The sequence below is a fragment of the Streptomyces sp. NPDC101132 genome (assembly GCF_044759225.1).
Classification (GTDB): domain Bacteria; phylum Actinomycetota; class Actinomycetes; order Streptomycetales; family Streptomycetaceae; genus Streptomyces.
The window spans coordinates 137,666-154,720 of sequence record NZ_JBIVYX010000008.1; the positions used below are offsets into that span (position 1 = coordinate 137,666).

The window sequence follows — 17,055 nt, forward strand, 5'->3', positions numbered from 1 at the left end:
CTCCGCGGGAGAGTGCGGTCGTCAGACCACGATCAGGGCCTCCAGCGGGGCCCCGCCCAGGCTGTCCTCCAGGCGCGCGCGGCCGGCGAGGAAGCTGAGCTCCATCAGCACCGCGACGCCCGCGACGTCGGCACCGGCCCGCCGGATCAGCTCCAGCGAGGCCTCGGCGGTGCCGCCGGTGGCCAGCACGTCGTCGATGACCATGACCCGGTCACCCGGAGCCAGGTCCTCGGCGTGCACCTCGATCTCCGCGGTGCCGTACTCGAGCTCGTACGCCTGCCGGAGGGTCGCGCCGGGCAGCTTGCCGGCCTTGCGGACCGGCACGAAGCCGATCCGCGACCGGACCGCCACCGGGGCGGCGAGGATGAACCCGCGCGCCTCCAGACCGACGATCTTCGTCGCGCCGTGCCGTACGCACAGCTCGGCGAGGGCCTCGGTGAGGGCGCCGAACGCCTCCGGGTCCGCCAGCAGCGGGGTGATGTCCTTGAACACCACGCCCGGCTTGGGGTAGTCCGGTACGTCCTTGATCCGGCTGAGCAGCAGCTCGCGTACGGCCGCGGTCACCGGCGGTGTCCCGTCGCCCGCGCGGTACGGCCGCCCTGGCCCACGACCTCGGCGCCCGCGTCGTCGGCGTCGTCCGGGGTATCGCCCTTCGCGGCGGCCGCGGCCCGCTTGGCGAGCACGCGCTTGCGGAGGGCCTTCATCGCCGGGTCGCGCTCCTTGAGGTCGGCGACCAGCGGGGTGGCGATGAAGATCGAGGAGTACGCGCCGGCCGCGAGGCCGACGAACAGCGACAGCGAGATGTCGTTGAGCATGCCGGCACCCAGCACGCCGCCGCCGATGAACAGCAGGCCGGCGACGGGCAGCAGCGCCACGACGGTGGTGTTGATCGAGCGGACCAGCGTGCCGTTGAGGCTGCGGTTGGCGACCTCGCTGTAGGTGTAGCGGGTCTGCTTGGTGATGTCCTTGGAGGCTTCCTTCAGACCGTCGAAGACGACGACGGTGTCGTAGAGGGAGTAACCGAGGATCGTCAGCAGACCGATGACCGTGCCCGGGGTGACCTCGAAGCCGACCAGCGCGTAGATGCCGACGGTGATGGTGAGGTCGTGGATGAGCGCGATCAGCGCGGCCACGGCCATCCGCCACTCGAAGGCGATGGCCAGGTAGATCACCACGAGGATCATGAAGACGGCGAGGCCGGTCCACGCCTTGTTGGCGATCTGCTCACCCCAGCTGGGGCCGACGAGGTCGGCGTTGATGTCCGCCTCCTTGACCCCGAGGTCGGCGGCGAGCTTCGTCTTCACGTCGTTGGCCTGGTCGGTGTCCAGACCGGAGATCTGGATGCGCAGACCGCCGGTGCCGAGCTCCTGGACGATCGCGTCGTGGCCGGAGGCCGTCTCCGCGTCCTCCTGGGCCTTCTCCACCGACACGGTGGTCTTCGGGGTGGTGAAGACGGCACCGCCCTTGAACTCGATGCCCATGTTGAGGCCCTGGACGGCCAGCGCCACGATCGCCGTGATGGTGATCAGGATCGAGACGGCGTACCAGATCATCCGCTTGCCGACGAAGTCGTAGCCGACCTCGCCTCGGTACAGCCGGGCGCCGAGGTTACCGAGCTTCGACATCTCAGGCCTCCTTCGGTTCGACGGGGCTGCCAGCGGCAGGGGCGGTGGCACGGCGGGAGCGGCGCAGCGGCGGCTTGGCGCCGAGGCGCTTCGGGTCCAGACCCGACCACGGGTGGCCGTCGGCGAAGAACTTCGTGCGCGCCAGCAGCGTCATGATCGGCTTGGTGAAGAGGAAGACCACGACCACGTCGAGGAGGGTGGTCAGGCCCAGCGTGAACGCGAAGCCCTGCACCTTGCCGACGGTGACGATGAACAGCACGGCCGCCGCCAGGAACGACACGAAGTCGGAGACCAGGATGGTGCGCCGGGCACGCGGCCAGGCGCGCTCGACGGCCGGGCGCAGGGTGCGGCCCTCGCGGACCTCGTCGCGGATCCGCTCGAAGTACACGATGAACGAGTCCGCGGTGATGCCGATGGCGACGATCGCACCGCAGACGGCGGGCAGGTTCAGGGCGAACCCGATGCCCTTGCCGAGCAGCGCCATGATCGTGTACGTGAGGATCGCGGAGACCAGGAGGCTGATGATGGCGATGAACGCCAGGCCCCGGTAGTACGCCACGAGGTAGATCACGACGAGGGCGAGGCCGATGGCGCCGGCGATGAGGCCGGCCTTCAGCTGCTCGCCGCCGAGCGCGGCGGTGACGGTGGTGACGCTGTCCTCCTGGAAGGACAGCGGCAGGGCGCCGTAGGAGAGCATGTTGCCCAGGTCCTGGGCGGACTGCTGGGTGAAGCCGCCGGAGATCTCGGCGTTGCCGCCGGTGATCGCGGTGCTGACGGACGGGTCGGAGATGACCTCGCCGTCGAGCACGATGGCGAACTGGTTCTGCGGGGACTGCTTGGCCGCCAGCGCGCCGGTGGTCTTGGCGAACTTGTCGGCGCCCTTGTCCGTGAACTTCAGCTGGACGATCCACATCGCGCGCTGCGGGTCGAGGACACCCTTGGCGTCGGAGACGTCCTGGCCGTCGACCTCGACGGGGCCGAGGAGCCACTTGGACCACTGGCCGGCGTTGTTCAGGCCACAGGCGACGGTGGGCTCGGTGGGCTTGGCGTTCTTGCCGGCGTTGGCCCGCACGGCCTCCTTGGTGCAGTCCAGTGCGGCGAACTGCTTCTGGAGGTCACCGGTGGCGGCGTCCGGGGTCGGCGTCGGGGCCGGGGTGGCCTTCTTGTCGTCGGCCTTCTTCGAGGCGTCCGGCGTCGGCGTGGGGCTCGGGGCCTTCAGGGCCTCCGGCACCGCGCGGCCCTGGGAGCTCGCGCTCGCCTTCGGGGTCGGGCTGGCGGTGCTCTTGCCGCCCTCGGCCTTCGGCTTGCCGGACGGGCTGGCCGACGGGGTCGGCTCGGGGGCCGCCGGGGCACCCGGCGCGTACGCCATGACCGGGCGGAAGTACAGCTGGGCGGTGGTGCCCACCTGCTCGCGGGCCTGCTTCTCGTTCGTCCCCTTGGGGATGTTCACGATGATGTGATCGCGGCCCTGGGTCTGGACCTCGGCCTCGGAGACGCCGAGACCGTTGACACGGCGCTCGATGATGCCGACCGCGGTGTTCATGTTGGTCTCGTTGACCGCGTTCGGCTTGCCGGGCTCGCTCTTGGCCTTGAGCGTGATGGTCGTGCCACCCGCCAGGTCGATGCCCAGGCGGGGCGTCGTCTGCTTGGAGATGAACATCCCCGCGGTGAGCGCCACCATCGCGATCAGGATCACCGCCAGGGCACGCCCCGGCCTGCCCTGAGCCCCCGTGGGCCGTCGGCCCTTCTTCGGTGCTGCCACCTTGTCGTATCTCCCTGTCCAACCGCCCGCGCCGGGTGTGCGCTCAGGCGGCCACGAAAGTGTTGTGGGGGCCTGCCCCCCGCAGAAGTGAGCACTGACCGGGACCGCGCCGGGCGCCGGTGAGCGCCGCGCGGTCCCCGTCGGCCGGCTTACTTCGCGTCGGCCTCGCCGTCCGTCTTGCCGTCCTTGGTGCCCGGGGTGTCCCCGTCGGCCTCGGACTTGCCGAGGTCGATCTTGGTGTCGTCCGCCTTGTCCGCGGCCTCGGTGAGGGAGGACGCGTCGTCCGGGACGACCGGCGTGTCGATGGTCAGATCATCGCCGGTGCCGTGCACGATGCGGTTGTACTCCGCATCCTCGAGGACGGCGCCGATGGCGTTCTTCGCGTAGACCGCGTGGACGCCGGGGGCGACCTCGAGGGTGACGGTGTCGTCGCCGACTTCCTTCACCGTGGCGTACATGCCGCCGATCGTGCGCACACCGGTGCCGGGCGTCATCTGGTCGCGCATCGATGCCGCCTGCGCCTGCTTCTTCTTGGCGGAGCGGGTCATCAGGAACATGGCCCCGATGAGCACGATGAACGGGAGGAAGGTCACGAGATTGTTCACGGGACGGAGTTTCCTTCGCACGACCGCGCAGGAGAGGCGGCCATTTTCTACGGGGGTGGGCACACCGACCTCGGACGGTCGGCATCGGCGGAGTCTAGGCGAGTCCGCACCGATGGAACAACGCCCAGCATGGCACCCGGGTTCCTGACCAGGCGACCCTCCGCGCCGTCACGCCCCGAACAGGCCCTGTTGTCCGCTTGATCCACTTCCGGCCTGCCGGGGCGGTACGAGGCCCAGGTGGGCCCAGGCCGCGGGGGTGGCCACCCGGCCGCGCGGGGTGCGGGCCAGCAGTCCCTCCCGGACCAGGAAGGGTTCGGCCACCTCCTCGACGGTCTCGCGCTCCTCCCCCACCGCCACGGCCAGGGTGGACAGGCCCACCGGGCCGCCGCCGAAGAGCTTCAGCAACGCCTCCAGCACGGCGCGGTCCAGGCGGTCCAGGCCACGCGCGTCCACCTCGTACACGCCGAGGGCCGCGGCGGCGATCTCGCGGGTGATCACGCCGTCGGCCTTGACCTGGGCGTAGTCGCGGACGCGGCGCAGCAGGCGGTTGGCGATGCGGGGGGTGCCGCGGGACCGGCCGGCGATCTCGGCGGCCCCGTCGGCGTCGATCTCCACGTCGAGCAGGCGGGCGGAGCGGTGGACGACGCGCTGCAGCTCCTCGGGGGCGTAGAACTCCATGTGGCCGGTGAAGCCGAAGCGGTCGCGCAGGGGCGGGGGCAGCAGGCCGGCCCGGGTGGTGGCGCCGACCAGGGTGAAGGGCGGGAGCTCCAGCGGGATGGCGGTGGCGCCGGGGCCCTTGCCGACGATCACGTCGACGCGGAAGTCCTCCATCGCCATGTAGAGCATCTCCTCGGCGGGCCGGGACATCCGGTGGATCTCGTCGAGGAAGAGCACCTCGCCCTCCTGGAGGGAGGACAGGATGGCCGCCAGGTCGCCGGCGTGCTGGATGGCGGGGCCGGAGGTGATCCGGATCGGGGCGCCCATCTCGGCCGCGATGATCATCGAGAGGGTGGTCTTGCCGAGGCCGGGGGCGCCGGAGAGCAGGACGTGGTCGGCGGTGGCGCCGCGCTGGCGGGCGGCCTTGAGGACGAGGTCGAGCTGCTGGCGGACCTTCTCCTGGCCGACGAACTCGTCGAGGTCCTTGGGGCGCAGCGCGGCCTCGACGGCGCTGTCCTCGCCGTCTGCGGCGGCGCCGACCAGTCGCTCGGCGGCGGTGCCGGTGTCGTCGTCCTCGTCCCAGTTCACGGTGTCTGCCTTTTCGGTGTCGTGCGGTGGTCGTACGGTGCGGGTCCCGTGCCGGGTGCGGGTCCCGTGCCGGGTGCGGTTCGTTGCCCTGCGGGGCGAGTCCCCTACCCGCCCCTCGTCCGTTCCCCGGGGCTCCGCCCCCGCACCCTCCCCCAGCTACCGCTGGGGGGACCCCCAGCTCCTCAAAGGCCGGAGGGGCTGGATATGCCCCTCGGGCCAGTTGCAGCCTCGCCGGCGTTCGAGGCGCGGGGTCCGGTGCGGAGCCCCGGTTCGGGAAGGGGCGGGGTGGGGAAGCGGCCCCGCGCAGCGGCCGGCGGCTAGCGGGTGCGGCTGAGGGTCTGGAGCGCGGCCCGGAGGAGCTGCGGGACCGGGGCGCTGCCACCGGCGGCGAGGGCGGCTTCGGCCTGCGGAGCCACCGCCTCGACGGCGGCGTCGGCCTCCCGGGACGCGTACCCGAGGCCGATCAGGGCGGCAGCCAGCTGCTCCGACCAGGGCGCCGGCCCGGCGGCCACCCGCTGGGCACCGACCAGACCGGAGGAGCCCAGCGGCGCGCCCAGCTTGTCCTTCAGCTCCAGCAGCAGCTTCTGGGCGCCCTTCTTGCCGATCCCCGGCACCGCCGTGAGGGCCTTCTCGTCCCCGGTGGCGAACGCCGTCCGCAGCGCGTCGGGGCTGTGCACCCCGAGCATGGCCTGGGCGAGGCGTGGTCCGACGCCGCTGGCGGTCTGGAGGAGCTCGAAGACCTGCCGCTCGTCGTCGTCCGCGAAGCCGTACAGGGTGAGGGAGTCCTCGCGCACCACCAGCGAGGTGGCCAGGCGCGCCTGCTCGCCGGTCCGGAGGCCGGCGATCGTGGTGGGGGTGCACTGGACGGCCATGCCCACGCCGCCGACCTCGATCACGGCCGTGGTCGGGGCCAGCGCGGCGACGGGGCCGGTGACGAAGGCGATCATGCGGTGGGGCCTTTCGGGCTGCGGACGGCGGACGGGGTGCGGACGGCGGCGGGGGTGCGGACGGCGGACCGGCGGGCGGCCAGGAGGGCCTCGGCGGACGCCGCCGTGCCGCGCCGGCCCGCGGCGTGCGCGGCGGCCGCCTGCTGGAGGCGGTTCTGCGCGGGGGCGCGCCAGATGTGGCAGATGGCGAGGGCCAGTGCGTCGGCGGCGTCGGCCGGCTTGGGCGGGGCGTCGAGCCGGAGCAGCCGGGTGACCATCGCGCCGACCTGGGCCTTGTCCGCCCGGCCGCTGCCGGTGACGGCGGCCTTGACCTCGCTGGGGGTGTGCAGGGCGACCGGGATGCCGCGGCGGGCCGCGCAGAGCATGGCGACCGCGCTGGCCTGGGCGGTGCCCATCACCGTACGGACGTTGTGCTGGCTGAACACCCGCTCCACGGCGACGAGTTCGGGCCGGTACTCGTCGAGCCAGGCCTCCATGCCCTCCTCGATCCCGACCAGCCGGACCGGGGTGTCCGCGTCGGCGGGCGTGCGGACCACGCCCACGCCGAGCATGGTCAGGGGCCGGCCGGCGGTTCCCTCGACGACCCCCACGCCACACCGGGTCAGCCCCGGGTCCACCCCGAGCACACGCACGTCACCCTCCCTGTGGTCGCCAGTTCGAGCAGGCTACCGGGTGCCACCGACAGCGCCGCCCAAACGGCGGCGGGCCGGCGGGGGTGTGTCCCCCACCGGCCCGCCGGAGCCGCTGCCGATCAGGCGTCGACCGCCGCCATGACCTCGTCGCTGACGTCGAAGTTGGCGAAGACGTTCTGCACGTCGTCGCTGTCCTCCAGCGCGTCGATCAGCTTGAACATCTTGCGCGCGCCCTCCTCGTCCAGCTCGACCTGCATGGTCGGGACGAAGCTGGACTCGGCCGAGTCGTAGTCGATGCCCGCCTCCTGGAGCGCGGTGCGGACCGCGACCAGGTCGGTGGCCTCGCTGATGACCTCGAACTGCTCACCGAGGTCGTTGACCTCCTCGGCACCCGCTTCGAGCACGTGCTCCAGGACGTCGTCCTCGGTCAGCTCGCCCTTGGGCAGCACGACGACGCCCTTGCGGTTGAACAGGTACGAGACCGAGCCCGGGTCGGCCATGGAGCCGCCGTTGCGGGTCATGGCGACGCGCACGTCGGACGCGGCACGGTTGCGGTTGTCGGTGAGGCACTCGATGAGCACCGCGACGCCGTTCGGGCCGTAGCCCTCGTACATGATCGTGGCGTAGTCGACGCCACCCGCCTCGAGACCACCGCCGCGCTTGACCGCGGAGTCGATGTTCTTGTTGGGCACCGAGCTCTTCTTGGCCTTCTGGATGGCGTCGAAGAGGGTCGGGTTGCCGTCCGGGTCGGCACCGCCGGTGCGGGCCGCGACCTCGATGTTCTTGATCAGCTTCGCGAAGAGCTTGCCGCGCTTGGCATCGATCACGGCCTTCTTGTGCTTCGTCGTAGCCCATTTAGAGTGGCCGGACATCCGCCTGTCTCCTTCGCGTAACCAACAGTGTTCGCCTCAGATCCTACCGGGGCCGCGTCAGGCGCTTGCGCGCACCATGTCGACGAAATACGCGTGGACGCGGTCGTCGCCGGTGAGCTCCGGGTGGAACGAGGTCGCCAGCACGTTGCCCTGGCGCACGGCCACCGTGTGGCCGTCGTACGTCGCGAGCACCTCGGCGGACGCGCCGACCGACTCCACCCAGGGCGCGCGGATGAAGACGCCCTCGACGGGGCCGCCCCCGATGCCCTCGAAGTCGATCTGCGCCTCGAAGGACTCGTTCTGCCGGCCGAACGCGTTGCGGCGGACGATCATGTCGATGCCGCCGAGCGTCTCCTGGTCCTCACGGCCGTCCAGGAGCTTGTCGGCGAGCATGATCATGCCCGCGCAGGTGCCGTACACCGGCATCCCGGCGCGCACGCGCTCGCGCAGCGGCTCCAGCATGCCGAAGAGGACGGCGAGCTTGGACATCGTCGTGGACTCGCCGCCGGGGATGACCAGGGCGTCGACCTCGGCGAGCTCCTCGGGGCGCCGGACCGGCCTGGCCACGGCGTCCGCCGCGGCCAGGGCGATCAGGTGCTCCCGGACGTCGCCCTGGAGGGCCAGGACGCCGATGATGGGAGGGTTGTTCATGTTCCGGGGTGCCTTACCAGCCGCGGGAGGCGTAGCGCTCGGCCTCGGGGAGGGTGTCGCAGTTGATGCCGACCATGGCCTCGCCCAGGTTGCGGGAGGCGTCCGCGATGACCTTCGGGTCGTCGTAGAAGGTGGTGGCCTTCACGATGGCGGCGGCGCGCTTGACCGGGTCGCCGGACTTGAAGATGCCGGAGCCGACGAAGACGCCCTCGGCGCCGAGCTGACGCATCAGGGCGGCGTCGGCCGGGGTGGCGACGCCACCGGCGGAGAACAGCACGACCGGGAGCTTGCCGAGCTCGGCGACCTCCTTGACGAGCTCGTACGGGGCGCGCAGCTCCTTGGCGGCGGCGTACAGCTCGTTGTTGTCGTAGCCGCGCAGCTGGGCGATCTCGTTCTTGATCTGGCGCAGGTGGCGGACGGCCTCGACGACGTTGCCGGTGCCGGCCTCGCCCTTCGAGCGGATCATGGCCGCGCCCTCGGCGATGCGGCGCAGGGCCTCGCCCAGGTTGGTGGCGCCACAGACGAAGGGGGTGGTGAAGGCCCACTTGTCGGAGTGGTTGATCTCGTCGGCCGGGGTGAGGACCTCGGACTCGTCGATGTAGTCGACGCCGAGGGACTGCAGGACCTGGGCCTCGACGAAGTGGCCGATGCGGGACTTGGCCATCACCGGGATGGAGACCGCGTCGATGATCTCCTCGATCATGTTCGGGTCCGACATGCGGGCGACGCCGCCGTCCTTGCGGATGTCCGCGGGGACCCGCTCCAGGGCCATGACGGCCACGGCGCCGGCGTCCTCGGCGATCTTCGCCTGCTCGGCGTTGACCACGTCCATGATCACGCCGCCCTTGAGCTGCTCGGCCATGCCGCGCTTGACGCGGGAGGTGCCGATGGCCGACTCAGCGGACTGCGGGGTGGTGGGAAGCGTGCTCACGGATTGACCTCACTCGATGGAGACGGGGTACTGCGGTACTACGCAGCCAGGAAACCCGGCGTGGGCCGGAAAGTCCGACCTGAGCCAGGAAACCGGGCCGATCAGTCCACTGCAAGGGCCAATGTGGAGCGAGTGGATCCTTCTGCATGGCCAGAGTGGCCAGTGTCAGCTGCCGGGGCGGTCTGCCAAGGCCACCGGAGGCTCATCGTCCATTTCGAAGGCGAGCGGGAACGGCGCGTGGCCGGCCAGCCGGAACCAGCGGACCTTGCGGTGGCGGCGCAGGGCGCGGGCGGCGCGGACGGCGTCGTTGTGGAACCGCCGGGCCATGGGGACGCGGCGCACGGCCGCGGCCAGCTCGCCGGCGGCCTCCTCGCCGCCGGGCGCCTCCTTGACGGCCTCTACCTGGTCGGGGTCCTCGAAGACGGCCCGCAGGGCCTGGCTGAGCTCGCTCTCGGCGACCTCGCGGTGGTCCTCCTCGGCCTGGCGGGCCGCGTGCGCGGCCTCGTAGAGCACGATGGACGCGGCGGGATCGAGCACCCCCGAGGTGGCCACCTCCAGCGCGACGGAGGCGCGCCGCACGAGCTGCGCGTCGAGTGCGGCGCGGGCGGCGTCGATGCGCGTGTGCAGGCGGTCGAGCCGTCCGGCGGTCCAGCTGAGGTAGATCCCGACGGCGACGAGCGCCAGGGCGATCCAGACGAGGGTTTCGATCACGCCCGGCGACTCTACCGGTCCGCTGCGCGGCGCGGCCCACGGCACCACCCCGGCCCCGCCCCCGGTGCCGGCCCACGACCCCCGACCGGACCGCCCTCACCCGGCGTCCGCGACGCCGGCCACCCGGCCGGACCGGCCCCCGCCCTCCGTCCGCGCTGCCGGCCCACGGCGCTTGACCCCACCGCCGCGGCCCCGTCCGCGCGTCCGGCGCGCGGTGCCGGCGCACGCGGCACGACCGCCCCGGCCATGCCTACCCGCCCTGGCTTCACCGTGCCCGTACCGGTCGTCCTCGACCCCGCGCCGTAGGGCCTCGCAGCCCCTCGGGCGCGGGCCACCAGGCCATCTGCCCTCCGGGGCGAGGACCGACGGCGCGGAGCGTCGCGGGCGTGGCCGGCCGTACGACGCGGCGTGCGGCCCCCCGCCCACGGCCTACCCGCCGACCACCCGGCCCCCTTCCCGGGGGTGGCGCGCCCGTGCCCGGCGCCTTCGGCCGAACGACCACCGTTCGAACGCGCCTGCGGGTAGCGTCGGCGGAGGTGACGGGGCGAGGGGGCGGGGGGCGGGAAGCATGCCGAGCGGCGGCCGGTACGGGAGGCGCCTGGCGGGCGCGCTGGTGGGAGCGGCCGTACTGGCCGTGGTGTGGACGGCGCTCGGGGCGTGGGCCGACGGGCCCGGCGCGCTGGTGCTCCTGACCCTCGCGTACCACCACCTCACGCTCACCGGCTGGCTCGTGGTCGGTGCCCTGTCCGGGGCCGTGTTCGCCGGCCGGCGCCGGGGCGAGCGCGCCGCGGCTGCGTTCGTCGTGATCCCCCTGGCGGCCGGCTGGCTGATGGTCGGCGGGCTGGCGGGCGCGCTGACCGGCGACGGCGCGGAGGTCGCGTCCAGCACCGCCCCGGGCCGGCCGGACCGCCGGCTCGTGGTCCACAGCGACTTCGGTCTCCTCGATCCGCACTGGACGGTGTACGTCGAGCAGGGCACCTGGCCCGCGGTGCGCCGCTGGCCGGTGGCCTCGTTCAACGGTGACGCCGCCGACAACGGGTTCGCCGGGGCGAGCTGGGAGGGCCCGTCCCGCATCCGCCTCGACCCTGCCGAGGGCCCGCCGGCCCACGTCACCGTCGCACCCTCCGGGCGCCCTGCCTCCTACGCCACCTTCGGCTGACCACCCCCGGAACGGAGCGGCCCTCCGGCCGGGGCGTCGGTGGGCCGCGGCCGAAGACGGGGCCACCCTCCAGCCCTGCGGCGTTGGGGCAGCGGGGGCCGGGGCGGAGATCCGGTGAACGGCAGCAGGGTGGGGAGGGCACGCCCCGCAGGGCAGCGGCCCCGGAGCCGCACGCGGCTGCGGCAGCGCGGCTTCGCTGCCGGGAGGGGAGCTTCGGCACCCCGGAGCCGGCTCCCCCTGCGCCCGGCCCCGGGGCCGGCTTCGGCTGCGGTGCCGGGCCTGCCGGGGCCCTCTCCGACGGGTCGGGCCGCTCCGGACGACCCGGCACCCCGGGCCGCTACCGGAAGCCTGGGCCCACTTCGAGGAGGCCTGGGCCCACTCCCCAGGGGCCGAGGAGGGGGTCCGGTCTGCGCTCGGGAGCCCCGGTCCGCTTCGAGGGGCCAGGGCCCACCCCGGCGGGCTCAGTCGCGGGTCAGGCCCCACCGCGTGCGGAGCGGGACGCGTTCGTCGGTGGCGACCGAGGCCGCGCCGTCCGTGACCGTTTCGTAGACCGCCAGGATGTCCGCCCCCACCGTCGACCAGTCGAAGCGCTTCACGTGCGCCGAGCCCCGCGCGCTCAGCTCCGCGCGCCGGGCCGGGTCCTCCAGCAGCCGGACCGCGCCCCGGGCCAGCGACGCCGGGTCCTCGTTCGTGAAGAGGTCGCCCGCGGCGCCCTGGTCCAGCACCTGCGCGAACGCGTCCAGGTCCGAGGCCAGCACCGGAGCCCCCGCCGAGAGGGCCTCGACCAGGATGATCCCGAAGCTCTCGCCCCCGGTGTTGGGCGCCACGTACACGTCCACGCTGCGCAGCAGCCGGGCCTTGTCCTCGTCCGAGACCATGCCCAGGAAGGTGACCTTCGAGCGGAGCTCGGCCGGAAGCGTCGCCACCGCCTCCTCCTCGTCGCCCCGACCCGCCACGAGCAGCCGTACGTCCGGGCAGGCTGCCGCGATCTCCGGGAACGCCGCCATCAGCACCGGCAGCCCCTTGCGCGGCTCGTCGATGCGGCCGATGAAGCCCAGGGTGCGGCCGCTCCACTCCGGGTTCGGCTCCGCGTTCTCGAAGAAGCCGACGTCGACGCCGTTGGGGATGACCACCGCGTCGCCGCCCAGGTGCTCCACCAGCGTGCGCCGCGCGTACTCGCTGACCGCGATGCGGGCGCTGATCTTCTCCAGCGCGGGCTGGAGGATCGGGTACGCGGCGATCATCGCCCGGGAGCGCGGGTTCGAGGTGTGGAAGGTGGCCACGATCGGCCCCTGCGCCGCCCAGCAGGCCAGCAGCCCGAGCGAGGGCGAGGCCGGCTCGTGGATGTGGATCACGTCGAAGGTGCCGTCGTGCAGCCACCTCCGCACCCGCGCCGCGGACAGGAAGCCGAAGTTCAGCCGCGCCACGGAGCCGTTGTACGGCACCGGCACGGCCCGCCCCGCCGAGACCACGTACGGCGGCAGCGGGGTGTCGTCGTCCGCGGGCGCGAGGACGGAGACCTCGTGGCCCAGCCGGATCAGGTGCTCGGCCAGGTCCCGGATGTGGAACTGGACCCCGCCCGGTACGTCCCAGGAGTACGGGCAGACGATGCCGATCTTCACGCGCGGTCCCCCCGCGGTTCGAGGTCGTCCAGCCACAGCCGCTGGAGCATGTGCCAGTCCTCCGGGTGTTCGCCGATGCCGGAGGCGAAGGCGTCGGCCACCGCCTGCGTCATGACGGCCGACTTCGCGGGCCGGGTGCCCTCCCCGGGCACCTCGACCGGCGGGTGGATGCGGCCGCGCATCATGTCCGGCCCGTCGTACCAGAGCGTCACCGGCAGCAGGACCGCCCCGGTCTGCTGCGCCAGCAGGGCGGGGCCCGCGGGCATCCGGGCCGCGGCGCCGAAGAAGTCCACCTCGACGCCCGAGGCGGACAGGTCCCGGTCGGCGACCAGGCAGATCAGGCCGCCCGAGCGCAGCCGCCGGGCGAGCGTGCCGAAGGCGGCGCCTCCGCTGTGCGGGAGCACCTCCATGCCCAGGCTCTCGCGGTAGGCGACGAACCGGTCGAACAGCGACTCGGGCTTGAGCCGCTCCGCGACCGTCGTGAAGGGCACCCCGAGGTACGTGGTGACCCAGGCGCCCGCGAGGTCCCAGTTGGCCAGGTGCGGCAGGGCGACGATCACACCGCGTCCCGAGGCGAGCGCCTCCCGCAGGATGTGCTCGTCCTTGATCTCGACGGTCTCCCGGACCCGCTCGGCGTCCCAGGCCGGGAGCCGGAAGGACTCCATCCAGTAGCGCATGTACGAGCGCATGCCGGCGCGCGACAGCTCGCGCAGCCGCTCGGCGTCCGCCCCGGGCACCACGCGGGCCAGGTTCGACTCCAGCCGCAGCACGCTCTTGCCGCGCCGCCGCCAGGCGAAGTCGGCGATGCGCCGCCCCAGCCCGGTGGCCGCGGGCTCCGGCAGCTTCTTCACGGTGCTCCAGCCGAGCCCGTACAGCCCGTCCGTCAGGCGGTCGCGCAGGTTCACGCGGCACCGTCCCCGGCCGGGTGGGCGCCGTCCCCGGCGGTACGGGAGCCGTCCGCGGCGCCGCCGTCCCCGGCCACCCCGCCGTCCCCGGCCGCCGGCGCACCGTTCTCCGCCGCGTCCGCCTCCGCCGACTCGCGCCGCACGGTCACCACGCGCTGTACCAGCGTGACGAGCGAGCCGACCGCGACCACCCAGAGCGCCACCGGCAGCAGCACGCCGATCCAGCCGGGCACCCCGAAGATCTGGAGGCCGGAGAGACCGGCCGCCACCAGCGTGATGACCAGCCGCTCGGCCCGCTCGACCATGCCGTTGACGGCCACCGGCAGCCCGATCGACTCGCCGCGCGCCTTGGTGTACGAGACCACCTGGCCGCTCGCCAGGCAGAAGATCGCCACGGCGCACAGCACGTTGTCGTGCCCGCCGCCCGCGTACCAGAGGGCCAGACCGCCGAAGATCGCGGCGTCGGCGACCCGGTCCAGGGTGGAGTCGAGGAAGGCGCCCCACCGGCTGGACACGCCGGCCTGCCGCGCCATGTTCCCGTCGACCAGGTCGGAGAAGACGAACAGGGTGATCGTGATCGTGCCCCAGAAGAAGTCGCCCCGGGGGAAGAAGACCAGCGCACCCGCCACCACACCGGCGGTGCCGATGAGGGTCACCGCGTCCGGGCTCACCCCCCGGCGGAGCAGAAACGCGGCGAACGGTGTGAGGACACGCGTGAAGAATGCACGCGCGTACTTGTTCAGCATGGCCTTCCCGGAGGGTCGCTGGGCCGCGCGGCCACAGCGGCCACCGGCTGGCCCATCGTAGCCAGGGGTGGCGTGTTCACCCCCTCGCACCCACCGGTTCGCGTCGGGTACGACGTATGGACGCACCGTGACACGGGTGCAAAGCTCGAAGGACCGCGGGCGTCGCCGGAGCCGTCGATTCCCCTCGCGACTCCCCTGGGTCCGCGCTCACATCCTCCTCGCCGTGCAAGGAACAGGGAGGCAAGGCAACCATGGGCGACAAGGCGAACCAACAGCCCGGGGCCGCCGGCAGGGCACTGACGGCCGACCGGCCCTCCGACATCCGGAACGTGGTGCTGGTCGGCCACAGCGGAGCCGGGAAGACGACCCTGGTCGAAGCGCTCGCGCTGACCGCCGGAGCGGTCAACCGGGCCGGACGGGTCGAGGACGGCGGCACGGTCTCGGACTACGACGAGATCGAACACCGCCAGCAGCGGTCCGTACAGCTCTCGCTCGTCCCGGTCGAATGGGGCGGCATCAAGATCAACCTTCTGGACACCCCCGGATACGCCGACTTCGTCGGGGAACTCAGGGCCGGTCTGCGGGCAGCGGACGCGGCCCTTTTCGTCGTCTCGGCCTCGGACGGCGTCGACGGCGCCACCCGCATGGTCTGGGAGGAGTGCGCCGCCGTCGGCATGCCCCGGGCCATCGTCGTCACCCATTTGGAGGCATCCCGCGCCGACTACGCCCAGATGACCGCGGTCTGCGGCGAGATCTTCGGCGCCGACGACCCCGACGCCGTCACCCCGCTCTACCTCCCCCTCCACGGCCCCGCCGGCCCCGACGGCCACGCACCCGTCCACGGCCTGCTCGGCCTGCTCTCCCAGCGCGTGTACGACTACACCTCGGGCGAGCGCCGCGAGCGCGACCCGGAGCCGGACGAGCTGGCCCTGATCGCGGACGCGCGCAACCGGCTCATCGAGGCCGTCATCGCCGAGAGCGAGGACGAGGGCCTCATGGACCGCTACCTCGGCGGCGCGGAGATCGACCTGAAGACGCTGGTCGACGACCTGGAGCGGGCCGTCGCCCGCGGCACCTTCCACCCCGTGCTGATGGCCGCGCCCGCCACCGACGGCGCCCGCCAGGGCCTGGGCACCGTGGAACTCCTCGAACTGATCACGGGCGGCTTCCCCACCCCCGAGGAACGGCCGGAACTCGCCGTCACCACGCCCCAGGGCGCGGCCCGGCCCGCCGTCACCTGCGATCCCGCCGGGCCGCTCGTCGCCGAGGTCGTCAAGACCTCCTCGGACCCCTACGTGGGCCGCGTCTCGCTGGTCCGCGTCTTCTCCGGCACCCTGCGCCCCGACGAGACCGTGCACGTCTCCGGCCACGGCCTGGAGGACCGCGGCCACGAGGACCACGACGTCGACGAGCGCGTCGGCGCCCTCTCCTCCCCCTTCGGCAAGGCCCAGCGCACCCTGGGCCGGGCCATCGCGGGCGACCTCGCCTGCGTGGCCAAGCTGACCCGCGCCGAGACCGGCGACACCCTCTCCTCGAAGGACGACCCGCTCCTGATGGAGCCCTGGGTGATGCCCGACCCGCTGCTCCCCCTCGCCATCCAGGCCCACAGCAAGGCCGACGAGGACAAGCTCTCCCAGGGCCTGGCCCGGCTGGTCGCCGAGGACCCGACCATGCGGCTGGAGCAGAACAAGCACACCCACCAGGTGGTCCTGTGGTGCCTGGGCGAGGCCCACATGGACGTCGCGCTGGAGCGCCTGCGCACCCGGTACGGCGTCCACGTCGACGCCGTGCCCCACAAGGTCTCGCTGCGGGAGACCTTCGGCACCAGGGCCGCCGGGCGCGGCCGGCACGTCAAGCAGTCCGGCGGCCACGGCCAGTACGCCATCTGCGAGATCGAGGTCGAGCCGCTCCCGCCGGGCAGCGGCATCGAGTTCGTCGACAAGGTGGTGGGCGGCGCCGTGCCGCGGCAGTTCATCCCGTCCGTCGAGAAGGGGGTGCGCGCCCAGGCCGCCAAGGGACTGGCCACCGGGTACCCGCTGGTCGACGTACGGATCACCCTGGTCGACGGCAAGGCGCACTCGGTGGACTCCTCCGACGCCGCCTTCCAGACCGCCGGCGCGCTCGCCCTGCGCGAGGCCGCGGCAGAGGCCCGGATCCACCTGCTGGAGCCGGTCGCGGAGCTGTCCGTACTGATCCCCGACGAGTACGTCGGCCCGGTCATGAGCGACCTGTCCAGCCGGCGCGGCCGGGTGGTGGGCACCGAACAGGCCGGCTCCGGCCGGACGCTCGTACGCGCCGAGATCCCCGAGATCGAGATCGACCGGTACGCGGTGGAGCTGCGCTCCGTCTCCCACGGCACCGGCCGCTTCGACCGCGCGTACGCCCGGCACGAGCCCATGCCCCAGCTGTTGGCGGACAAGATGCGCGAAGAGGCCCAGAAGGGAACGTAGTCGGTCGTGCCAGTCCGGCGCCGCCCGCCCAACTCGCTTGCGGCGGGCGGCATTTCCGGGTCCCGTACCGGGGTGATGCACCTGGCGGATAGGCTTCGTCACGAAGTGTGCCGGGTGTGACCACGGGGAACAGCCGCAAGGTAGGGGGCACCGCCCGGGCACGGCGGGCGGGGTCAAGCACGCGTGATGGGG

16 protein-coding genes are annotated in these 17,055 nt (G+C 73.0%); 2 read left to right on the forward strand and 14 right to left on the reverse strand.

Going from position 1 to position 17,055, the window contains the following annotated elements; genetic code table 11:
• Positions 1-21 precede the first annotated feature (21 nt).
• The 11 genes from ACIQUR_RS19920 to ACIQUR_RS19970 all read right to left on the reverse strand — a co-directional run bounded on the left by ACIQUR_RS19920 (position 22) and on the right by ACIQUR_RS19970 (position 9,981).
• Positions 22-564, reverse strand: coding sequence for an adenine phosphoribosyltransferase (locus ACIQUR_RS19920; RefSeq protein ID WP_403665804.1), 543 nt, complete (start codon positions 562-564; stop codon positions 22-24).
• Positions 561-1,625, reverse strand: a complete 1,065-nt coding sequence (secF, locus tag ACIQUR_RS19925; protein ID WP_403665806.1) for a protein translocase subunit SecF — start codon at positions 1,623-1,625, stop codon at positions 561-563. Before secF ends, ACIQUR_RS19920 begins: the two co-directional genes overlap by 4 nt.
• Before the next feature lies 1 nt (position 1,626).
• A complete protein-coding gene (gene secD, locus ACIQUR_RS19930) occupies positions 1,627-3,387 on the reverse strand; it encodes a protein translocase subunit SecD (protein ID WP_403665808.1) in 1,761 nt (586 codons plus the stop codon).
• Between the two features lie 149 nt (positions 3,388-3,536).
• A complete protein-coding gene (yajC, locus tag ACIQUR_RS19935) occupies positions 3,537-3,992 on the reverse strand; it encodes a preprotein translocase subunit YajC (RefSeq protein WP_403665810.1) in 456 nt (151 codons plus the stop codon).
• A 168-nt stretch (positions 3,993-4,160) separates the two neighbouring features.
• Positions 4,161-5,237, reverse strand: a complete 1,077-nt coding sequence (gene ruvB / locus ACIQUR_RS19940) for a Holliday junction branch migration DNA helicase RuvB (protein ID WP_403665812.1) — start codon at positions 5,235-5,237, stop codon at positions 4,161-4,163.
• A 317-nt stretch (positions 5,238-5,554) separates the two neighbouring features.
• Entirely contained in the window at positions 5,555-6,184 is a 630-nt protein-coding gene (ruvA, locus tag ACIQUR_RS19945; RefSeq protein WP_403665814.1) for a Holliday junction branch migration protein RuvA, read from the reverse strand.
• Complete coding sequence (gene ruvC / locus ACIQUR_RS19950) at positions 6,181-6,816, reverse strand: crossover junction endodeoxyribonuclease RuvC (protein WP_403665816.1); 636 nt, start codon at positions 6,814-6,816, stop codon at positions 6,181-6,183. The genes ruvA and ruvC overlap by 4 nt, the downstream gene beginning before the upstream one ends.
• A 119-nt stretch (positions 6,817-6,935) precedes the next feature.
• Entirely contained in the window at positions 6,936-7,688 is a 753-nt protein-coding gene (locus tag ACIQUR_RS19955) for a YebC/PmpR family DNA-binding transcriptional regulator (protein WP_403665818.1), read from the reverse strand.
• A gap of 57 nt (positions 7,689-7,745) precedes the next feature.
• Positions 7,746-8,339 (reverse strand): pyridoxal 5'-phosphate synthase glutaminase subunit PdxT, encoded by a 594-nt coding sequence (gene pdxT / locus ACIQUR_RS19960; RefSeq protein WP_403665820.1) that lies wholly within the window; start codon positions 8,337-8,339, stop codon positions 7,746-7,748.
• A gap of 13 nt (positions 8,340-8,352) precedes the next feature.
• Positions 8,353-9,270, reverse strand: a complete 918-nt coding sequence (pdxS, locus tag ACIQUR_RS19965) for a pyridoxal 5'-phosphate synthase lyase subunit PdxS (RefSeq protein WP_403665822.1) — start codon at positions 9,268-9,270, stop codon at positions 8,353-8,355.
• A 165-nt stretch (positions 9,271-9,435) separates the two neighbouring features.
• Entirely contained in the window at positions 9,436-9,981 is a 546-nt protein-coding gene (locus ACIQUR_RS19970; protein WP_403665824.1) for a hypothetical protein, read from the reverse strand.
• 568 nt (positions 9,982-10,549) lie between these two features.
• Here ACIQUR_RS19970 and ACIQUR_RS19975 point away from each other — a divergent pair.
• Positions 10,550-11,140, forward strand: coding sequence for a hypothetical protein (locus ACIQUR_RS19975; protein WP_403665826.1), 591 nt, complete (start codon positions 10,550-10,552; stop codon positions 11,138-11,140).
• A 461-nt stretch (positions 11,141-11,601) separates the two neighbouring features.
• Here the strand turns inward: ACIQUR_RS19975 and ACIQUR_RS19980 are convergent, their stop codons facing one another.
• Genes ACIQUR_RS19980 through pgsA form a run of 3 tightly spaced genes read right to left on the reverse strand, consistent with a single transcriptional unit; the run spans position 11,602 to position 14,413 of the window.
• Entirely contained in the window at positions 11,602-12,762 is a 1,161-nt protein-coding gene (locus tag ACIQUR_RS19980) for a glycosyltransferase family 4 protein (RefSeq protein WP_403665828.1), read from the reverse strand.
• Complete coding sequence (locus ACIQUR_RS19985) at positions 12,759-13,667, reverse strand: phosphatidylinositol mannoside acyltransferase (protein WP_403665830.1); 909 nt, start codon at positions 13,665-13,667, stop codon at positions 12,759-12,761. Before ACIQUR_RS19985 ends, ACIQUR_RS19980 begins: the two co-directional genes overlap by 4 nt.
• Positions 13,664-14,413, reverse strand: coding sequence for a phosphatidylinositol phosphate synthase (gene pgsA, locus ACIQUR_RS19990; protein ID WP_403665832.1), 750 nt, complete (start codon positions 14,411-14,413; stop codon positions 13,664-13,666). The genes ACIQUR_RS19985 and pgsA overlap by 4 nt, the downstream gene beginning before the upstream one ends.
• Positions 14,414-14,664: 251 nt before the next feature.
• Here pgsA and ACIQUR_RS19995 point away from each other — a divergent pair, with 251 nt between their 5' ends.
• Complete coding sequence (locus ACIQUR_RS19995) at positions 14,665-16,863, forward strand: elongation factor G-like protein EF-G2 (protein ID WP_403665834.1); 2,199 nt, start codon at positions 14,665-14,667, stop codon at positions 16,861-16,863.
• Positions 16,864-17,055: the final 192 nt, after the last annotated feature.